Consider the following 20,702-nt stretch of genomic DNA (forward strand, 5'->3'; position numbering starts at 1 on the left):
ACAGCTACGGTCAAGCTGTTTTTTATTTTGAGTATGATATAGTCTGAACAACAACCTTGTTCATCACCATTTCGAGAGGATAACTCTCTAAGCAAAGCTTCCGCATTGAAAGTGGATACCGCGCTAAGAGAATTTTCAGCAGCCTCACTCTAAAGGTGAGAGCCAAAAAAACCTCGCAACGTACCCGAGTTGCTTAGAGAGTTATCATCTAGAAAAAGCCAGTTTAATTAAAAAAACATCCCTAAACAACCCGCTCTGAGTAATTTAGCTTGAGAACACTAAGTTGCAGACTATCTTAGCATATATATTTTTTTTGTCAACACCAAAACATAATCTTGGCTTAATTCCATTACTAAACACAGTTTTGAGCTTCTTAAAAATTTTCAAATATTTAACTTTCAGGTGTAATATACGGCTCTAATTCACGTTCATTTAGAAAAGTCCTGCCCGACAAACCATCCTTAACCATAATAAAAGGCAGGTGTGTCACCCTAACTGACAAACCATTAACGTCTTCACCAGCAGGTACTTTCAAAATAGTCGCTAGAGTAAAATCAGCCACCTTACCCTCTGGTAAATAATACTGATTTTGACTAATCTTGGCTGTACTCAACACCAAAGCACTGATCCCACTCTTAAAATCAATTGGTTTTCCATCTCTCAATACCTCATAACCAACATAAGGTGAATCACTTATGTTTTCCAACCCCCAAGCAGCACCAATCGGCATATACACTTCTCGACTCGAAAAACCAAACCTGTAAGTGATAGTAAAAAGTAATGTGTTATCGCTAACTTTATATACATTTTGATCAGTGGTTTTATAGGCTGACACAGTATTTGGTAGTGAAATAATCACTACAAATAAACCCGTAAATAAATATAAGCTAATTTTTTTCATGACAGCTATTTTAACATTTATTTTGACAAATCACGAACTACCAAATTTAAGAAAAACGGTAAAGGGCAACCCTAGGCAGACTTGCCTAGGGTTGCCCTTTACCGTTTTTCTTCTTGAACGAAACCAATACTAACCGACACCCAAAAAATTTGCTAATATAGCTTAATGTCAAGCAATGCAAGAAAACAGACTATAACCAGAGACGACAACAGCAACCTCGACCAAACCCTTAGACCACAAACTTGGGATGATTATATCGGTCAAACAAAAATCAAAGAAAATCTTCGTATTCTTTTAACCGCCGCTAAAGAACGTGGTCACGCAGCCGAGCATATCCTACTTTATGGACCACCAGGCCTTGGCAAAACCACCCTAGCCCACCTAATAGCCAAAACCCTTGGCACCAACATGCGTACCACTTCCGGACCAGCCATTGAAAGAGTTGGTGATCTAGCCGCCATCTTAACCAACCTATCACCAGGTGACGTTCTATTTATAGATGAAATTCACCGCCTCTCTAAAAGTATTGAGGAAGTACTTTATCCGGCTATGGAATCTGGGGTACTGGACATCATTATCGGTAAAGGTCCATCAGCTCGCACAGTCCAACTAGACCTTCCCCCCTTCACTTTAGTAGCTGCTACCACCCGCATTTCAATGTTATCGGCACCGCTGCGCTCACGTTTTTCTGGTGGAACCTTTCGCTTAGAATTTTATAGTCCAGAAGATATCTCTTCTATCCTTACCCACTCAGCTAAGATATTGGCTATTGATTCCAATCCAGAAACCATGATGAAAATTGCCACCCGTTGTCGTGCCACCCCCCGAACCGCCAATTATTTACTAAAACGTTGTCGTGATATGGCCCAGCTAGACGGCGGAGAACTTACTAATGATATTATTGACCGCACTTTTTCGCTTCTGGAAATAGATAATCTTGGTTTAGGAACCCCAGATCGCGCTGTACTGGAAGTGATAATTAGTAAATTTAAAGGTGGACCAGTCGGACTAAACACCATCGCCGCCGCTACTGGCGAGGAGCAGTCCACTATCGAAGACGTGATTGAACCTTACCTGATTAGACAAGGTCTCTTGGAACGCACCCCCCGCGGTCGCATGACCACCATAGAAGCTGATAGACATATGGGATTTTCAGATTAAACTAATGTCAGTATTTTATTAATTTAACTTAAATAAAAATAATAGTATGTCAGGACACAATAAATGGTCTAAGATCAAACACAAAAAAGCTGCTACCGATGCCCAGAAAAGTAAAATCTTTTCTAAGCACTCAAGTTTAATCACAATGGAATCAAAGAAAGCCGGTGGTGATATTAACTCACCCGGGTTAGCCGCTGCGATTGAACGCGCCAAGAAAGATTCAATGCCTAAAGAAAATATTGATCGCGCAGTAGCTAAAGGAAGTGGGGCTGGCGGAGAATCAATGCAAGAAGTTATGTTTGAAGCCTACGGCCCTGGTGGGGTAGCTATCTTAATAACCGCCGTAACTGACAACAACAACCGTACCAACCAAGAAATAAAGCATATTTTTTCTAAAACCGGCTACCAACTTGGAACACCCGGCTCGGCTGCTTGGGCCTTCACAAAAAAAGATGGTGATTATATACCAAACTCTCCGCTGGAACTATCAGATGACGATGGTGAAAAACTAGCCAGCCTTATTGAACAGATTGAGGAGCAAGATGATGTACAAGATATCTACACCACCGCTGATGATGTAGAATAAGTAACATGAAAGTGTTAGCTGTCGATCCTGGCTACGACCGTATCGGTGTAGCTATCCTGGAAAAGAACCAAGGTGGCGAATTTTTGCATTACTCTACCTGTATAGAAACCAGTAAAAATAACTCTTTAACTGAACGTATTTTTTACGCCGGAGAAACTATTGCAAAGTTACTAAACGAACATCAGCCACAAGCCGTGGCTATTGAAACTCTGTTCTTTAATAAAAACATCAAAACCGCCATTGGTGTAGCCCAGGCGAGAGGAATGATAATTTATTTAGCAAAAAAACACGACTGCCAGGTATTTGAATATGGACCACAGGAAATAAAAATCGCCACTACTGGCTACGGGAAGAGTGATAAACAGGCTGTTATCCAAATGGTTAAGCGATTGGTTAAAAACGTACCACAAGAGGCTCTGGACGATGAATACGATGCGATTGCGGTTGGGATTACCTGTCTTGCACACAACGCTAATGACAGGTAAAATCCTCCAAACATATTGAAATATGTGTAAAGTTTTGTTACAACAACTGTAATAAATAATTAAAATATAAATATGATATTTTTACATAGCGATGAAGAAGAAGAGTTGGAAGATGATAGTGAAAACCCGGACGATGATAACGGTTTAGATGATGATTTACTGGATGAAGTAACCGACGAAGACGGAGAAGAAGATAGTGGCATGGAAGGTTTTGGGTTAGTTGATGACGAAAATGATGACGGTGAAGATAATGAAGAGGAAGACGAACTGGACGAAGAAGAGTCGCTCGAGGACGACGCTGAAGATGTAGACTTTGATACTTTTGATGACATTGATGAGATGTAAGACATAATTCAAACCTAAAAATATGTAAAACAGGGTTAAACAAACCCTGTTTTTTATTAGCCTAAAAAACACCTATTTACAAATAACTTTTTGACTGTAAAGTGTCTGACAATCTGTGCTACTATTGGTTTTATATTGAATAAATTAAATATGAGAATAAAAAAATTAATAAAATTTCCGCTTAGTATAAAGAATCTTTTTATAGATTTATTTATTGTACTAATAGCCCTAGGAATCATACTGTCAGCAGTGTTCTTAATCTGGATTTCAACCTTAAAAATACCAGATTTATCCTCTTTTGAAGAAAGACGTGTGTTACAGTCCACAAAAATTTATGATCGTACCGGCGAAATTCTTCTTTATGACCTCCACCAAGATGTTAGGCGGACCGTAGTTCCATTTGAAGATATTAATCGTCATATTAAAAATGCCACCATAGCCATTGAAGATGATGAATTCTATAAACATCACGGAATTGAACCCAAAGCCATTATTAGAGCAGTGGTAACAAACCTAACCCAAGGTGACCTACTAGGTGGACAAGGTGGCTCAACCATAACCCAACAAGTGGTTAAAAACTCGCTTCTTCAAAACGAAAAAACTTTAACTCGAAAAGTTAAAGAGTGGATACTTGCTATTAAGTTAGAGAAAAACTTGTCCAAAGATGAGATTTTAGCCATCTATTTAAACGAGTCACCTTATGGTGGAACCATTTATGGTGTAGAAGAAGCAGCTCAATCATTCTTTGGCAAACATGCTAGCGAGTTAACCTTAGCCGAATCAGCTTACATTGCCTCACTACCACAAGCCCCAACCTTTCTTTCACCTTATGGAAACCATCGTGACGAATTAGATAAGCGACAAAAATTAGTACTAGAAAGAATGTTGGTAAATAATTTCATCAACCAAGAAGAGTATAGCGAGGCTGTTGCTGAAATAGTTACTTTCCAACCACAGGCTGTTGGTAGTATCCGGGCTCCGCACTTTGTAATGTACATTAGAGAGCAATTAGTTCAAAAGTATGGCGAAGAAGCTTTGTCAGAAAGAGGACTTCGAGTAATCACAACCTTAGACTGGGACTTACAAAAGGAAGCAGAAAGAATTGTCTACGAACGCGGACTAACTAATGTCGATAAATTCAAAGCTACTAACGCTGGACTAGTGGCTGTTGACCCAAAGACTGGTGATCTACTAACAATGGTTGGTTCCCGTGACTATTTCAGTGAAGATATAGATGGTAACTTCAATGTTGCTTTAGCTACTCGTCAACCAGGTTCGTCAATCAAACCTTTTATCTATGCCAAAGCTTTTGAGAAAGGTTACCTACCAGATACGGTTGTGTTTGATGTAAAAACACAATTTTCACCACTTTGCGCCGCTGACAGTTTTAGTTCTGAGTCACCATGTTATTCTCCAAACAACTACAACCATAAGACGATTGGTCCAATAAACCTTCGTAACGCCTTAGCTCAATCACTAAACATACCGGCAGTTAAAACACTGTACTTAGCTGGTATTAAAGATTCCTTAAAACTTGCTTCAGATATGGGTCTAACCACCCTAAACGACCCAGACCGTTATGGACTAACCTTGGTACTAGGTGGTGGAGAAGTTAGATTGATTGACATGGCCTATGCTTATGGAGTATTTGCCAATGAAGGTATCAAAGCTGAACCAAGATCTATTCTAAGAATTGAAGACACACGCGGCAACATCATTGAAGAGAGTCAAATCTCCACTAAACGAGTATTAGATAAAAACGCTGCTTTAATGATTAGCGATGTACTATCAGACAACATAGCTAGAACCCCACTCTGGGGAACCAACTCACCAATAAACTTCCCTAATCGCGATGTGGCCGCTAAATCAGGTAGTACCAACAACTTACGGGATGCTTGGATTATGGGTTACGCTCCAAACATAGCTGTTGGTGCCTGGGTAGGAAATAACGACAATTCTCCAATGGGAGGAGGTTTATCAGGACTTATTACAACACCAATGTGGCGAGAGTTTATGGATGTTGCTCTAGAAAAATTACCCGAAGAAAACTTCACCGAACCAACCATAAACCGGGTTGGTGTTAAACCAATAATTCGCGGAGAATATATAGACACTAGTAAATTATTTGAAATAATGGCTAGTGGAGACGAAATAAACGCAGACTCCTTAAATCAAATCTATAACGACATTCATAACATTCTTCATTACGTAAACAAAAACGATCCTCAAGGACCAACTCCAAGCAATCCACGCCAAGACGACCAATATGACAATTGGGAATACGCAGTCCAACTCTGGAAAAATGAAACCTATAACCTAAATAAAACAGAAGAAACTACTAACCAAAACTAAAATAAGTCTATTTTATAAAAACCAGCCTTAAGGCTGGTTTTTATAAAATAGACTGCGGCGCATTCTTTGTTCCTAATCTTTTTTTCAATTCTTCAAGAATAGCCTGACAATGGAACCTAAGCTCCTGTTTTATAAGACTGGAAGCAGTAATAGCTAAAGTTCTGCTCGCAGGAGTGTATTTAACCTGTTTTTCGGTTAATTTTAACCCAGAAATTTCACCAATCACCCTTACTGCCTCTAGCTCTACAGTTTTTTGCGGCGCTTGTAATGTACGACGATACTTCTCAAACAAATCCTTAACAGCAACAATTTCACCTCTTCGTTTAGCTGCCATATAAATTAACTAACGATTCATCGGCATCACCAAATACCTTAAGGTATTGTCTGACACACCATTTATCACGAGTGGTCGACCAATACCAGCAAAATGCATAACAATACTGTCATCAGAGATATGAGACAATGGCTCTATTAAATATTGCTGATTGAAGTTTAAGGATAGTTCTTCACCTTCAATTACAGCCTTAACAGTATCAGTAATATGCCCTACCTCGTTATTTTGTGAAGAAACAACAATATTACCATCAGTTAAAGACAGCGAAACTTGATGGAATTTATTTAAAAACACAGAAGTTTTCTTAAAAGCATTTAGGAGTTCACTTTTTAGCACCGTAACATGTGTAATGTACTCTTTCGGTATTATCTGTTCATAATCTGGAAAAGACCCTGACACCAACCGAGAGGTTACGTATACCCCCTCAGAAACAAAATCCAAAGCACACTGGTTATCGGTCACTGTTAAAACCGGATCATCTTCCAATAAATCACAAATACGAGCCAATTCAATCGCATTCTTTTGTGGCACCAAAAACGAGTGATCAAGCACCACCCCTTTTTGCGGCACTCGCTTTTCCATTAAGCGAAAAGAATCGGTGGATACAAAAGTTAAAGAGTGTTCCCTTTTTTGCTGAACATAAACACTACCTAACTCAGGCTTTATAGAAGACTGTGAAGCAGCAAAGGCGGTAGTTTTTATACCCGAAGCAAAAAGAGGTCTATTAACCTTCACTCCTCCACCCTCAAGGTGTCTTATAGTTGGAAATTCCTCGAAAGGAATTGACTTAATAGAAGTATTAGTTTGCTTTGATTCAATCAATAATACACCATCTTCGTCACGAAGGGTTATTTCTGATTGATTAATATACTGAATACTTTGCAGTAGAGTTGTCATCGGTACCGCTATTGTCCCAATTTCATTTATTTTACCTGGAATAGTAACTTCGATACTCAACTCCAGATTAGTAGCCTTGATGGATATGGTATCTGCCGTTGCATTAATTAAAGCACACTGCAAAACAGGTAGAGTCACATGCTTAGTGCTGATACGACTGATGAGTTCCAGAGTTTTAATTAGTTGTGGATGAGGGGTTATTATTTCCATATTTAAATCATATTCTACTCTTTATTATTAGGGTTGTGGAAGTGTGCATATCTCAAAAATATGTTGTATTTATAATCGTTTTTTATCAACAATACCTATTGGTGATAGTTGGTATCGTGTTTGAGAGTTTGGGATAAGGTGTGAATATTAAGCTGGTGACTAAAAAGGCTAAAAATAATGTTGATAAGATGGTAGGCAAACCAACACTTTTTCCTAGTATAACACTGTCTTACTAACAGGTTTTCCGAGTCATAACCCAAAACATTTTTAAAGTTATTAACAAGGTAATTAACATGTGGTTGGTTAAGTTTTTATAAACAAATAACCCCAAGCACTAGTGGGGTTATTTGTTTATATTAATTACTTTACTTCATCTACTTAAGAAGCATCCTTATTTGGGTTATTTCTTCCTCCAGTTCGGAATTGGACTTTAGTTCTAGTTTTATTTTTTCACAAGAGTGGATCACGGTGGTGTGGTCGCGACCGCCAAGTTTTTTACCAATGGCTGGATAAGAGACTTGAAAATCCTCTCTTAGAATATACATGATAATTTGTCTAGGTTTAACAATTTCTTTTCGTCTGGTTTTTTCATAAATACTAGATTGGTCTATATCAAAATATCGAGCCACTTTATCCACCACATCAGAAACTGCGAGAGTTTTTCTTGGTTTTGAACTGTTTTTAATTATCGACTTTACTTCATCTAATGATAGGGTTTTACCTAATAGTTGTGATTGGCACATGATGGTGTTTAATGCACCTTCCAGTTCCCGTATATTACCTTCGATTGTATAGGCTAGATGGTCTACTACATCGTCTGATAGTGTAATACTGTTTTGGGCTGCTTTAGCTTTCAAAATAGCGGCTCTTGACTCAAGGTCTGGGGCTGGTATGTCCACAATCATCCCTTGAGAAAAACGAGACAGTAATCTCTCTTCTAAACCAGACAATAAAGCGGGGTGAACATCACTTGAAAACACTATTTGTTTATTGGTGTCGTGTAAAGCGTTAAACAAATGGAACAGCTCCTCTTGCGTTTTTTCTTTATTGGCCAAGAATTGTACATCGTCCATTATTAAAACATCATACTGACGATATTTATCCTTAAAGCTATTAGCGGTGCCGCTTTGAAGTGAGTTGAAGTAGTCAACTGCAAAACGTTCGCTGGTAACATAGTATACTTTTTTACCAGTTTTTTTAACCTGATTACCTACTGCTTGGATAAGGTGAGTCTTACCGTGGCCGGTCTTACCGTAAATAAAAAGCGGATTATAAGCTATCCCTGGTCGTTCACTAACAGCTTTAGCGGCGGTATGGGCCAAGGCGTTGTAGGGGCCAATAACAAAGGTGTCAAAAGAATATTTTGGATTAAGGTTATCGCTTTTGTTTATATAATATTCTTCCAGCGGTAGGGCTGCGTTAACAGTCTGAGTTTTATTACTATCAGCTCTACGGTCAGTGCGCTGCACTACTTCATATTCAACACTGCGAACATAAGGAGTTAAATCCCTAAGAGTTTTAAGAATCATTGATTGAAATTTGTCTTGTAGCCAATCGCGAACAAAAACACTAGGTACCGCCAGACTAATCGTACCATCCTCTAGAGATAGAATGTATGTATCTCTAAACCAAGTCTTAAAATTGGCTGGAGTAATAGAGAGTTCAATTTTAACCAAAGCATCGTCCCACAACTTTTTTACATCTATATGTTCAGTGCGAACTATACTATTGGTTGGTTGTGGGTGTGAGATTTGGTTCATAATCAGAAGTGTATAACACACTGCATTATACCCTCATTCTCAAAGCTGTAAAACCCATACGTACTTTTGAAGTAAAACCAATAACTTTTTTTAAAAATAAAAATGCAACTGTGTATAACCTGTGTATAAAATGTAATTAAAAATATACCACCCTACCCTCTTTTTTGTGACCTATACAACAAATCTAACTAAGCTATTGAATTATTTATTTAATCATGTATAGTGTGACGGTAAATTACATTAGCTGAAATCATATGAGTAAAAGAACTTATCAACCAAGCAAAAGAAAAAGGGCTACTACCCATGGTTTTTTGGTACGCAGCGCCACCCCTTCTGGAGCTAAGGTTTTACAAGCAAGACGTCGTAAAGGACGGGCACAACTAACGGTCAAAAAAGCTCGCTAAGAGCTTTTTTGTTATATGAAATAACGTTATTATAATAATAGTTATTTTATGTTAAAAAAAACCAGTCGCCTAAACTCTGCTTCCTTTAATACACTTTTAGCTCAAGGTAGAAGATTACATAATATGTATTCTACCGTCATTTACGCACCAGCCACCAGTTTTGCTTGTGTGGTGGTGGTTGGTAAGAAGATTTTTAAAAAGGCTCATGACCGCAATCGGTTGCGGCGACGTGTTTATGCAGTTATTAGTCGATTGGTTGCTGATAAAAAACCAACCGGTGCTTATATTGTGTTGATAAAACCGAATATTAAGGAGTTGACGAAAAACGAAGTTATAGAGGTTATTAAAAAAGAAGTTGGACGAGTAATAAAATAAAGGTAGAATAGTCACCATGAGTTATATTTGGCATACATTTTTTTTCGACCCTGTTTACAACGGGTTAATATTTTTTATTGACATTATTCCTGGAGGTGATGTTGGGGTGGCGATTATCGCTACGGTGGCGGTAGTTAAGTTTATTTTGTTACCACTTTCTATCAAAGCGGCTAAAACGCAAAAAATAATGCGGGAAATTGAACCTAAGTTGCGAGAAATAAAAGAGAAGCACAAAGACAATAAAGAAGAACAAGCTAGGGCGATGATGGAAATTTATCGCGATGCTGGTATGAATCCATTTGCTAGTTTGTTTTTGGTTTTTCTGCAAATTCCGATCATTATTGCCCTTTACTTTTCGGTTTATAGTGGCGGCGGGGTAGCTTTACCGGAAATTAACACCGCTCTACTCTACTCTTTTGTGTCTACTCCCAGTTTGGTTGATATGAATTTCCTAGGCATGATTGATATATCTGGTAAGAGTGTACTATTGGCTGCTTTAGCGGGTGTTACCCAATACTATCAGGTTAAACTGGCGATGCCTCAAATGGCCCCACGAGATCCTAATAAGGCTCCTGACATGAAAGAGGATATTATGCGCAATATGCAGCTACAAATGCGCTATGTTATGCCGGTCATTATTTTTGTAGTATCTTACGTTATATCAGCAGCGATTGCTCTTTACTTCTTTGTTAGCAATGTGGCAGCTATCTTACAAGAATTACATATAAAAAAGCATCATCGGTAAAAAGTATTGATAGTAAAATAAAAAAACCACCACAATCGTGGTGATTTTTTTATTATGTTTTTACTGATTGTATGGATCGTAAGTACAGGCAATTTTAGTATTATCGGTGATATCGCCCCAGGTGTTGGTTGGGTGGAAAGCGGTACCTTTTAAATCTGCACAGGCGGCTTCTTGAGCGCTACAGTCGTAATTAGGCACCATATAAGTTACACCGGATTTAGGGTCTGTAAAAGGAACGTTACCGTCCCCTGGAACACATCCAAATACTTTAGTGGTCAAAGACACATCGCTGGATTTGCGGATACACCACCAACTACCAGCTTCGCTGGTTGGTTGTGCTGTGCCACCTATATCTTCACAAGCAGCTTTACTGCTAACAACAGATAAGGTTTCTCCAGCACCTGCATTGTAAGCCGGTTCTGCTCCCAGTCTTTCAGCTTGAGTTGGGCCGTTGAGTTCGTTTGGTGGTGCTAGAAATATCTGTGTATTAGCTAGTTGTGGGTTAATGGTAGTGAGGACTAGAACGGCCGAGATAACAATTAATAAACCAAGGGTGGCGCCCCAAATATCACTCTTAGCTTCTTGTTTGGAGGTAACAATATCAGACAGCATCCACCTAAGCCCGGCGATGATGATCTTTATAACCGCCAGTAAAGCAGCGACAGCGATTGAAAGGGCGTATAATCTATTTATATAAGTGCCGAAGTCGGTGTTTGGATCAACTCCAATACCGACCAGTTGTTGGTATTGAGCTAAGGTTATGGAAGGTAGCAATATAATTGCCAGTATAAATAGTGTTTTATAATTCATACATCCAAAGAGTGTTATCGTTCTTGTTTATAAAGTATACTGCTTTTTCGCTGCTTCCGATACCTAGGTTTGTCACATCAATCTCTCTTTGACTTTCGGTAAAAGTATCAACCAATAAGTTGGCAGTTAAATCGGTGCTGGAAATTAACCAAAGAGAATCCTTGAAATTGGTCTCCCCTTGGTACCAGCTGTCCGGAAGGTTGATTGATTGATTGGTGCTACTGTCATAAGCACAGATAAAATTAGAAGTGTTTTCGGCGGTAATACATTTTTCCGGCAAGAAACTTACTGGAAGAGGAAAGTTTGCTTCGGTGTTAGATTCTCTGTTATAGATAAAAGCTCTATATTCAGTACCAGTGTTTTTACTATAAGCAATAATTTTATTATTAGCTAAGGCGGTAAAACCGGCCCCATCGGCTGGTAAACGATTTATTTTTCCAGCCTTTATTTCCGCTAAGTAACCTTCCAAGATCGAAGCTGGCTTTGGGTACATGTAATGGGTGGCTGAGCTGTCACTTCCCCATTCAATAATCGCTTCACTTATTGGTAAGTCAAAGATGGTTTTATCGGTCTCGGTTTTTAAATTATAACTATGCCCTGTTAAACCAGTACTTTCCTTCACTGAATATAAAAGTTCTTGCCCATCATTACTAAGAGTAAAACTGTCGGCTGAAGTTGTGATTTGCTCCGTTGTAAGATCACTACTGGTGCTTATTTCACCAACAGTTAAGGTCGTGTTTTTGGAATTTCCCGGTGTACCCATCACCACATAGTCACCAGCTGGAGACACCATCGCGGTAGTAGCTCCTACTATAGTGGTACCAGAGACCCTAGCTTCCTCACCAGTTTCTAAATTTAAGCTATAGATGTGACCAGTTCCCATTTCTACATAATAAATCGTTGGTAGCTCAGTAGTAGTAGTTCCTTGGTCGATTTCTCCCCAACCAGCAACCATTTTAGTGGTTAGTTGGCGTAATTTTGGACGATTAGTGTTTACAATTGGGGTTTCTTCTTCTAGATTTTGACCTTGGTTGTTATCAATCACTTCTTCACTACCTAGTCCAAAATTAGCATATATGTCATCAGCTGACTTGGGTGTACCGAAGAATAATAAATATGCCCAGATAATGATTAATATAAAAATAATGATGGCGCCGACAATAATGAAGATTGGTTTATTCATACACTATACTTAGAAATTTACCTTAAAGCTACCTTTGGCTCCTTGTAAAAAGTTGGTTGTGCTGTTGATTCGGAAACTAACATTCGAAACGCCAGATGATCCTTGTCTAGCCAAGGTTACTTCATAAGGGTTGTTGCCGGCACTCGGACTTCTTTGTCCATCAATCTTCCATTCCAGAACATCGGGACGGTTATAAGTGTTTATGTCTACAAAGTAAGGTTCGGCTTGAACGCTAACGCTGTTACCAATCAAATTTAAGGTCCTATCAATTGGTATATGCTTTACACCGTATAAAGTATTGGTTTCGTAGAATAGCATTTTTGGATCACCGTAAACGAGTGGAATAGTGCGTTTGGCAACTAGTTCACCGGCTAGGTTGGTGATGGTGACAGTCACAACATTTTGGTAGCCTGGTGGAACCTTGAGGGCTACTTTATAATTTCCACGAAGTGATCCTCCAGCCAATACAGTGTCGTTTAAAGACCAGTTGTAAATATAATTTTCAGAGTCACTCAAACTACTGTTGATAAGAGCGGTTAGGTTAATAGTGCTTTCTAGTGTGGGAATGGCACGGCCTTGGTAAAAGCTTGGTGTTTTAGTTTGTGGTTCTATAACAATATCTAGGTAGAATGGTCTAATCACTCTTTTAGCTGAAAAAATAATCCCCTCAAAGGTTTTGGCAGATACTTCTATGGTGGTAGGTTGGCCAATATCTTTGGTGGTAAAATCAACAGTTTTTTGATTATTGGCTTCGGGTACAGCTTCACCATCTATTTTCCAGCTGATACCAGTAATGTTTAGTGGTACAGAGTAATCATCTACTGTAGCGGTGTTTTTAGAGAACGGCTTTGTATATTCATCTTTTAGAGTGATACTTAAATTAGTTTGTTGATTAACACTGAAATTGCTTTGGGCGTAGGTAAAACTTATGGGCAGAAAAATAGTGAAAATAAATATTAGGTATCTCATGGTTATTATAATAACAAACTATAGGCAAAAAAAAGCATCTTTAGACACTATCTTGGGTATTTCCAAATAGCAGCAATCCAAAAGCCGATCCATGGAAAAAGATTTAGTAGCGGTACAGCATAACCAACCATAGCCAGCAAAAGCGTACCGTATTTCAGGCTAGAGTGACTACCTGCTAATGGTCTGACTCGAGCTAAGGTGTATTGTATATAAATAGTTGATATAGTTCCTGCTCCAATGGCTAGTACTATAAAATAACCAGCTAAGAAAAGGCTGGCGGCAATATCACTGGCTCCGAACATGTTGGCTATCCCTGCTATGCTGCTAATAACAAAATTTTTAGTTTTTTCCCATAGACCCTGATCTTCATTGTTTTGGCCAGCAAAATCACCTGATAAGCCGGCGGCAGCAGCTAGGCCAACCAAAGACACAAAGGCAAAGAAAAGTTGTGCCATATAAACCCAGCCCACCCAAGAAGCAATGGCAGCGGTAGCTCTATTGGCACGTAGGCGACGGGCCGGAGATATATCTTTAGGTTGTTCAACTTTTATTTTAGATATATAGTTATCGTCATTAACGGGTGCTATTGTATTAACTTGAGACCGATAGCTTGTTACCAATGTGTCCCCCACTTGCTGTGTACCGATTTTTTTTGGTTGTCTGATGGTGGTGGAGTTTAAACCCTGGCTTTTATGAGTCAGGTTAAATTTCTGGTCGGTAGTTGGATGGTTTGGTTCAGTTGCTTGATCCAAATATTCCCAATCATTATTAATACGCTGCTTATCAATTCGGCGCGCGTTTCTGATTGGTTGTGCGTTTGCTTCAGCCATAGCTTTATTCTAACAGGTTTACTGTCTAGATAACTGTAGTTCTTCCCGTGCCTTTTTGATTTGGAGAAGTTGAGAAGGGTCTGAAGTAATGATCTGGTCTTCGGTGTATGAAGCAATAACCTTGATGGCGACATGCTTTAAACCGGCGAAAAATATCCCCTCCCCTACATTCGATTCAAGAAGTAAGAATTTTTCTTCATCAGTTAAGTTGAAGGTTTTTTGAATATTATCAATCGCGGTGGCTGATTGTTTCATTAGGAACTGAATAGAAGAGTTGGTGATCATTGGTACTCCATAAGGTGACCGCAAAAAGTCATCAACATCCTGAGTAATGGTGGCAATACCTAAGTAATATTTACGTCCTCGCTTGGCTAGGCTAAATAGAAAGGAAGCGGTGTCTTCAGATTTCATCATCCACCAAGCCTCGTCAATAACCAATAGTCGCTTAACCATCCTTCGTCTAACGGAGCTCCAAATGAAGTTGGTAATAATGTACATGGCAATGGTTTTAAGCTCGTCTTCCATGTCACGTAGTGAAAAGACGACAAATTTTTGGTTGATGTCGACGTTGGTAGGTTTGTTCATAAAACCTGACCAAGTACCAGAGGTGTATTTTTGGAGGCGGGTAATCAGTGAAGCACTACCATCCATACCAGCTAGTACCATCTCAAAATCAGACAAAAGCGGCGGTTCTTGTTCGGAAAAGTCTGTATCACCGGTGATATCTTTAAGGGCATAGGTTTCCTGAATAGCTAAGTCCAAGATAGTCTCTTCCTCTGGTGCGAGGCCGCCAAGCATTAGTCGGAAAAGACCGATCAGTTCAATGATGTGAGCCCTGAGTACGTCTCTAGGATCTTCGTCTGCTTGGGGTGGTGGTAAGTCAAAAGGATTGATGTGGTGGTCAGATGAAAGAGAAATGTTAAAAAAGCGACCGCCGGTAGCTTCGGCTAAGTATTCATATTCTCGCTCTGGATCCAGTACAATAACTTCGGTACCAAACATTAAAGAGCGCAAAATTTCCAGCTTTAAACCGTATGATTTACCAGCACCCGAAGTGGCAAAGGTAACTGAATTATAGTTAGTGAGAGAAAAACGATCAAAAAGGACCAGTGATGAGTTGTGGCGATTTATACCGTAAAGGATTCCGGTGTCTGAGGTGAGGTCAAAAGAAGTGAAGGGAAAGAAGCTGGATAGAGGAGATGAATTAAATTTGCTGTGAACCAAGAGTTTGTCACTGGCGGTAGGAAAGATACTTTGAATACCCTGTTCTTGTTGAAAGAGGGCGGGTTTTAGATAGATTAATCTAGAGTCAAGAATACCCTTTACATCATTTTCGGTTTTGTTTAAAGTTGCTTCATCTTTTCCATAAATAGTAACGTAAAAACCAACATTAAAGAGTTTTTCTTCAGCTTGCTGTAAGCGGTCTCTTAGTTCTTCAAGGTTTCGGTAAGCAGCCTCGAGTTGCGGGTCACGCACCTCCCCTTTTTCGGCCTTAATATTAATCTGACTTTGTACCTCCGCTACCTTTTTTTGAAACTTTTTTAGACTGTCAGCAGTATCAATGGGGTGAATGAAAATAGAAACATCAAGTTCTTTATCCATATTTAATACTGGTTCCATCCATCCGGCGTTGAGATAGTGAGGATAAGCCACTGCGTACAAGACCCTAACATCCACTCCGCTTAAGTTTATGCCACGTGGGGTGATATTGACAGCCGAAGGAGCTACAACATCAACCAGGGTTAGCAACTGGTCACTAACAGAAGGCTCGTTGGATTTTTTTTGTGGTTTAAATTGATCAAAGATACCCATAGTGTTTTATTTGTTAAAAGTCGGAGCTGATCCGGTGGCGTCAATTGGATTATAAATGTGATAAAAAAGTTCAACCAAATCATCACTGCCTAAAGCAGTGGTTCTAACTCCAATTCTGCCTAATCCCTGTTCTACTACAGCCACTCTTTGCTCAAGCTGAACTCTCTGTTCCTCAAAACGCATCTCAGTGGAGTTATTGCTAGAGGTTTTTGGTTTAGTCGAGAAAAGTGAGGTAATGCCTTTGGTTATATTGGTCGGAGTTGGTGAGTAAGGTATAACCACAAAGAAGTTTTTACTCATGATGTCAACCTCGGTGGTAAAGGTGTTTATGAATTCTATGTATTCACGCAACTGAATTCGCATCAGATCATTATCTTGCTTTGATTCTCTGGTTTTAAGTAGTTCCAGATAGGGTTCGATATTTAGACGTCTGGATTGCACGTAGATTTGCAGAGAAAAATCAAGGGTGTTAAGGAAGGTTTGGAATTGTTGTAGTATCGCCTGTTGTTCATCGTTTGACTTCAAAGCAAAGTTAATTGATGTGGCAAGTAGAATGGTACATAATTGACCAGATTTTAATACTAAAATCCCGTCTTTTACATCTTTAATAGCAACGAATTGTTGGGTGGCGGCTGTAGTTTTAGGCATATTATTCTTTCTTTTGGATAGCTTCTAATTCTAAGCGACGGGCTAATGAGGTAGTGCTTTGACGGTTGGTTGGTTGTCCGAGATTTTGACTTTGACGTGGATCCGGATAGTTAACTGTATTAGGTGTAAACATGTCTTTGTGGATCACGTCTTCTTTTTGTCTCCACAAATATAGTTTTGTACTAGATAGATAGGTAAATATAGCTTCAAGAAAAAAGGAAAATGGACGGTTGTTAACCGGGTAAAAGGCTAAGGCTATAGCTAAAAGAGCTAATGGTAGTCCAAGAATAAGAAATAGTATTTTATTTATAAAAAATAAAACTACACCCATTCCGACTCCTCCACCAAGATAGAGAAACTGTCGCCAAGTTAACGGCCCGAAGATTTTGTCTTCAATATCAATAAATTGTGGTACTTCAAATCGCATAACACACGTACAAAATACATTATACACTTTATATGAAAAAAGCAGTGTTGGTTTTGTGTATAGATGTTAAGACAAACACTCTGCGCCTACGGCGCAGAGTGTTTGTTGTCTATTGATTGGCGTACCCGATAGGTGGATTTGGTGGGCTGGGCGGCGGAGGTGGTGTTGTGTTATTTACAGATCCGGAAGCGACAAATTGGGTGGCGGCGGTACTTTGGTGGTTGGACTGTAGTGTTTTAGTGGGGTCGTTGTGTGTCTCTGTTTTTTCCATATTTGATGGATATGGTTTTGGGTAACTACCCTCCTCAGCTTGATAAGCCACATTGTCTGTCAATTTCTTTATAAAATCCAATATTTTTATAGACATAACCTGAGTAGTATCACTATCTACATCTAATTTTGTTAACTCATCAGGTATATCCTTGTCGGAAAAAATTCCTAACAGCTTATTTGAAGTTATAACAATCAACTTCATTTTCAAATTACTATACTGTGTATTGCTTATTAGACTATCTATAAATAATCCTATTTTATCAGAATCAATTATATCTCGTAAACCTTGATCTGCATTACTGTAAGCTTCTATAAATTTTTCAAAAGTATTTTCCATATTTTATGCGAAGAATTGTGCGGCGTAGGTTGAATTTCCGTTTGCCCATTTAACCCATGGATTATTTGGTCCTAACGCGACAGTTGGTACAGTTGTACTTGCAATACCTAAGTTTGCCGACAAGGCATTTCTAATTTCGGTTCTATCAGTGGTTGATATACCATTCTTAATTCTTTCTTCGAGCATAGCGGGAGTTATATGATCAAACATACTCTGTTGCTTGAAGACATCCACCGGCATCTTTCCGATATCCTTAACATTTTTGCTAAACATTGAAGATTTTTGATCAACCGTGCTAGCGTTTGGGTGTGAATATAGTAGTGCTCCTGTAGAATTCTTTCCTGCACCAAGGACATTACCGTGAGTTGCAATATTAGTATAAGCTTCATTTCTGGTGTTTTTAATATCTTGAATTTGCTGTGATGAGAATTTACCTGTTTTTTCTAGATTGCTTATATCGTCATCTGATAGGTGCATGGCCACTTTCTGATTGTTTAGTTTTTCAAATCCGAGCTTTTCTTTTTCAATTCCAGTCATTTTCCTAATAGTCTTTCCTAACTCATCAAAAGCATCTGATAGGTCTGTGGCCAACTTGGTTTTATCGTCAAGGGTTTTGTTATATGTTTCAAATTGTCTTTTACGTTCAAGCTCTCCTTCTGTTTGGTTTGCTCTAGCTTGTGTTGATTGCCTGTATTCTTTTTCCTTCAGGTTTGTGGTTCCTGTACCAAGTTCAGCGTTTTTTAGTTTCTCTGCGCCGCCTCTAGCTGCTCTATCAACCCAGTTCCATCTTGATATAGTTCCAGCTAAACCACTTCGTGTCTGTAGTTCGTTCAATCTTCTTTCTCTATTTGCACCATAAGCATTTGCTGCCATACGTGCTCCTGCTCTAGCTGGATAAGTTATGCCAAAAGTCACACTACCAGCTGCGCGACGAGCACGACCACTTAAGTGTTTTCCAAAAGTGACCATGGCATTACCACCGGTCATACCAATCTTTTGTCCTACAACAATAGCTGCCATTAGGAAAGCAATCATAATTAGGAAGTAAGGTACAGTGGTGGCAAATGCTTCAGTGGCAGTGGCGACATTGTTGCTGGCAAAAGCGGTAGCAAAAGAGTTTGACTTGGCCAGAACTGAAAATTCATTAAAGACCACATAAGCAAAATAAAGCATTAAAATATAGGCGGGAGCATAAAAAGCTCGGGCCAAAAAATTCTGCCAATACTCAGTTGAGTATCTCTGCAGATTTGGAAAAACCCAACCCAGAAACATAATCGGAGAAAGAATCATGTATAGATTTAATACCACAAATCTTATGATTAATAATATGGCACCAGCAAAGAAAGCAAAAGCTGTCACCATGAATAGAAAGAGGGTTCCGAAGATATAAGTGTAACCATTACCATTACTGGATGAAAAAGCGGTAAGGTCACCGTCAAATATGCTAGTAAGACCTAATCTCTCTACAAATTTTCCAGCCGCTTCGTATTCACCTGCCCCGTTTGAAAATGCACCAGCCACCTGCATAGCAGCAATGTTGGAGAAATCAACAATAAATTTGGTGATAAATAAGCTAAAGTTCACCAACAGCGCCGCTAGAATGATGTGGACCAACATTTTTTTGGCGCTACTGTCACCTACGTTTAATATCATTTTAAAACCGATATAAACTAGACCGAAGATAAAGGTTAGGTTAAAAATGTCGCGAACGGTTTGCCAGAGATTATCAACGGCAAAGCCAAGTCCAGTATTAATAAATAGGTCACCAAATCCTATAACAAAGGTGGTAATGGCAGTATCGAGAAGTTTTCCAGCCATCCATACTAGAAAGCCAAATACTCCATTAACTACTCCCCACAGTAGGTCTTGAAACCAACTAGACCCCAATTTTTCATCTGCCCCACCATCGCCAACTGCGAAAGCCAAAGTAGGAAGAATCAATAGCAAAAAAGCTCCAATTCCTATTAAGAGTCCTGTGTACTTTTTATTCGCTATGAAGTTTGTCATGTTGGATATTGTGGTGGTTTACCGGAAAGTCAGGCTACTGCTAACGGTTCTTCTTGTGTAGTTGATCTTATCTATTATATAACTACCGGTTGCAAAAAGAAGTCTAAATATCACCACCGGTAATAAGTCAGGATTGTTATAGTGTTTTGAATTCAAAGCGGCTCCCATGAGTTTATAAAAGATGAATAACCTTACTGTAACGTTATCATATTGATAATTAGCATTTATTTCCTTATACACACTCTTACGTGCCCAGTTAAGGTAAACAGATAGTATGTAAAGCTGACTTGACATTAAAAAGTTTGGTATATTATCATGATACTGCAAGTTAATTAATATTAAATCTTACCTAATCATGAATCCAAATAACCAAAAAACAGGACATTATGTTTCTATTACCCTAATAATATTTATACTAATTATTATTGTTGGTTTTGCTGCTTCAAAGCCGGCGGCAACCACGGAATTGGTTCAACAAGATAATTTTGAAAAAGCTGCGACTCAAACTAATAAGGTGGAGAATAAACCAGCTACAGATTCTGAGGCGGGTGTGTATAAGGCATACTCAGCTTCAGCGGTGGCTAATAGTAATGCAGAAAACATCGTTCTGTTTTTTTATGCCACTTGGTGCCCAAGTTGTCGGGCTTTAGATGCTGAAATTAGTAGTCATTTAAGTAGCATTCCGGTTGGAACAGAAATCTATAAAGTAGATTACGATACAGCAACTGAGCTCAAGAAAAGGTATGGCGTTACCACTCAACATACCTTGGTTCAGATTAAGAATGATGGCACTATGGTTAATAAGTGGAGTGGTGGTGACTTAAAACACCTCTTAACTTCATTAAAATAAA

23 protein-coding genes are annotated in these 20,702 nt (G+C 38.9%); 9 read left to right on the forward strand and 14 right to left on the reverse strand.

Going from position 1 to position 20,702, the window contains the following annotated elements; translation table 11 throughout:
- Positions 1–391: 391 nt before the first annotated feature.
- Positions 392–901 carry a hypothetical protein gene (locus tag H6779_02780; GenBank protein ID USN87314.1) on the reverse strand — a complete coding sequence of 170 codons (510 nt, stop codon included), beginning with the start codon at positions 899–901 and terminating at the stop codon, positions 392–394.
- 165 nt (positions 902–1,066) lie between these two features.
- On the opposite strand from H6779_02780, the gene ruvB reads away from it, so the two are divergent.
- The 5 genes from ruvB to H6779_02805 all read left to right on the forward strand — a co-directional run bounded on the left by ruvB (position 1,067) and on the right by H6779_02805 (position 5,830).
- Positions 1,067–2,062 carry a Holliday junction branch migration DNA helicase RuvB gene (gene ruvB / locus H6779_02785; protein USN87315.1) on the forward strand — a complete coding sequence of 332 codons (996 nt, stop codon included), beginning with the start codon at positions 1,067–1,069 and terminating at the stop codon, positions 2,060–2,062.
- 46 nt (positions 2,063–2,108) lie between these two features.
- The gene (locus H6779_02790; GenBank protein ID USN87316.1) at positions 2,109–2,648 is read left to right on the forward strand and encodes a YebC/PmpR family DNA-binding transcriptional regulator; all 540 of its coding nucleotides are present in this window, start codon (positions 2,109–2,111) and stop codon (positions 2,646–2,648) included.
- A 5-nt stretch (positions 2,649–2,653) separates the two neighbouring features.
- Positions 2,654–3,133: a crossover junction endodeoxyribonuclease RuvC gene (gene ruvC / locus H6779_02795; GenBank protein ID USN87317.1), complete on the forward strand. Its 480-nt coding sequence runs from the start codon at positions 2,654–2,656 to the stop codon at positions 3,131–3,133.
- A 72-nt stretch (positions 3,134–3,205) separates the two neighbouring features.
- Positions 3,206–3,478: a hypothetical protein gene (locus H6779_02800; GenBank protein ID USN87318.1), complete on the forward strand. Its 273-nt coding sequence runs from the start codon at positions 3,206–3,208 to the stop codon at positions 3,476–3,478.
- Positions 3,479–3,628: 150 nt separating this feature from the next.
- A complete protein-coding gene (locus tag H6779_02805; GenBank protein USN87319.1) occupies positions 3,629–5,830 on the forward strand; it encodes a penicillin-binding protein in 2,202 nt (733 codons plus the stop codon).
- 40 nt (positions 5,831–5,870) lie between these two features.
- On the opposite strand, the gene H6779_02810 is transcribed toward H6779_02805, so the two are convergent.
- The 3 genes from H6779_02810 to dnaA all read right to left on the reverse strand — a co-directional run bounded on the left by H6779_02810 (position 5,871) and on the right by dnaA (position 9,031).
- Entirely contained in the window at positions 5,871–6,164 is a 294-nt protein-coding gene (locus H6779_02810) for a hypothetical protein (protein USN87320.1), read from the reverse strand.
- 9 nt (positions 6,165–6,173) lie between these two features.
- Entirely contained in the window at positions 6,174–7,271 is a 1,098-nt protein-coding gene (gene dnaN, locus H6779_02815; protein ID USN87321.1) for a DNA polymerase III subunit beta, read from the reverse strand.
- 374 nt (positions 7,272–7,645) lie between these two features.
- Positions 7,646–9,031 (reverse strand): chromosomal replication initiator protein DnaA, encoded by a 1,386-nt coding sequence (dnaA, locus tag H6779_02820; GenBank protein USN87322.1) that lies wholly within the window; start codon positions 9,029–9,031, stop codon positions 7,646–7,648.
- Between the two features lie 254 nt (positions 9,032–9,285).
- Between dnaA and rpmH the strand changes: the two genes are divergently transcribed.
- The 3 genes from rpmH to H6779_02835 are packed head-to-tail and all read left to right on the forward strand — an operon-like array spanning position 9,286 to position 10,555.
- Entirely contained in the window at positions 9,286–9,435 is a 150-nt protein-coding gene (gene rpmH, locus H6779_02825) for a 50S ribosomal protein L34 (protein USN87323.1), read from the forward strand.
- Positions 9,436–9,483: 48 nt separating this feature from the next.
- Positions 9,484–9,810: a ribonuclease P protein component gene (locus H6779_02830; GenBank protein USN87324.1), complete on the forward strand. Its 327-nt coding sequence runs from the start codon at positions 9,484–9,486 to the stop codon at positions 9,808–9,810.
- 16 nt (positions 9,811–9,826) lie between these two features.
- Positions 9,827–10,555 (forward strand): membrane protein insertase YidC, encoded by a 729-nt coding sequence (locus tag H6779_02835; protein ID USN87325.1) that lies wholly within the window; start codon positions 9,827–9,829, stop codon positions 10,553–10,555.
- Between the two features lie 60 nt (positions 10,556–10,615).
- Here H6779_02835 and H6779_02840 read toward each other — a convergent pair whose 3' ends face one another.
- The 10 genes from H6779_02840 to H6779_02885 all read right to left on the reverse strand — a co-directional run bounded on the left by H6779_02840 (position 10,616) and on the right by H6779_02885 (position 20,145).
- Positions 10,616–11,365, reverse strand: coding sequence for a hypothetical protein (locus H6779_02840; GenBank protein ID USN87326.1), 750 nt, complete (start codon positions 11,363–11,365; stop codon positions 10,616–10,618).
- Positions 11,355–12,548 carry a hypothetical protein gene (locus H6779_02845; protein ID USN87327.1) on the reverse strand — a complete coding sequence of 398 codons (1,194 nt, stop codon included), beginning with the start codon at positions 12,546–12,548 and terminating at the stop codon, positions 11,355–11,357. Before H6779_02845 ends, H6779_02840 begins: the two co-directional genes overlap by 11 nt.
- 9 nt (positions 12,549–12,557) lie before the next feature.
- On the reverse strand, positions 12,558–13,517 hold the full coding sequence (locus H6779_02850; GenBank protein ID USN87328.1) for a hypothetical protein: 960 nt from the start codon (positions 13,515–13,517) through the stop codon (positions 12,558–12,560).
- Positions 13,518–13,564: 47 nt separating this feature from the next.
- Complete coding sequence (locus H6779_02855; protein USN87329.1) at positions 13,565–14,347, reverse strand: hypothetical protein; 783 nt, start codon at positions 14,345–14,347, stop codon at positions 13,565–13,567.
- 18 nt (positions 14,348–14,365) lie between these two features.
- Positions 14,366–16,159 carry a conjugal transfer protein TraC gene (locus tag H6779_02860; GenBank protein USN87330.1) on the reverse strand — a complete coding sequence of 598 codons (1,794 nt, stop codon included), beginning with the start codon at positions 16,157–16,159 and terminating at the stop codon, positions 14,366–14,368.
- 6 nt (positions 16,160–16,165) lie between these two features.
- Positions 16,166–16,807, reverse strand: a complete 642-nt coding sequence (locus H6779_02865; GenBank protein USN87331.1) for a hypothetical protein — start codon at positions 16,805–16,807, stop codon at positions 16,166–16,168.
- 1 nt (position 16,808) lies between these two features.
- Positions 16,809–17,234, reverse strand: coding sequence for a PrgI family protein (locus H6779_02870; GenBank protein ID USN87332.1), 426 nt, complete (start codon positions 17,232–17,234; stop codon positions 16,809–16,811).
- 109 nt (positions 17,235–17,343) lie between these two features.
- Positions 17,344–17,844, reverse strand: a complete 501-nt coding sequence (locus tag H6779_02875) for a hypothetical protein (protein ID USN87333.1) — start codon at positions 17,842–17,844, stop codon at positions 17,344–17,346.
- A gap of 3 nt (positions 17,845–17,847) precedes the next feature.
- The gene (locus H6779_02880) at positions 17,848–19,851 is read right to left on the reverse strand and encodes a hypothetical protein (protein USN87334.1); all 2,004 of its coding nucleotides are present in this window, start codon (positions 19,849–19,851) and stop codon (positions 17,848–17,850) included.
- A gap of 18 nt (positions 19,852–19,869) precedes the next feature.
- Complete coding sequence (locus H6779_02885) at positions 19,870–20,145, reverse strand: hypothetical protein (protein ID USN87335.1); 276 nt, start codon at positions 20,143–20,145, stop codon at positions 19,870–19,872.
- A 61-nt stretch (positions 20,146–20,206) separates the two neighbouring features.
- Between H6779_02885 and H6779_02890 the strand changes: the two genes are divergently transcribed.
- Positions 20,207–20,701 carry a thioredoxin family protein gene (locus tag H6779_02890; protein ID USN87336.1) on the forward strand — a complete coding sequence of 165 codons (495 nt, stop codon included), beginning with the start codon at positions 20,207–20,209 and terminating at the stop codon, positions 20,699–20,701.
- The last annotated feature ends 1 nt before the right edge of the window (position 20,702 follow it).

Source organism: Candidatus Nomurabacteria bacterium (assembly GCA_023898525.1).
In the GTDB taxonomy this organism is placed as follows: Bacteria; Patescibacteriota; Minisyncoccia; order Phycocordibacterales; family UBA918; genus OLB19.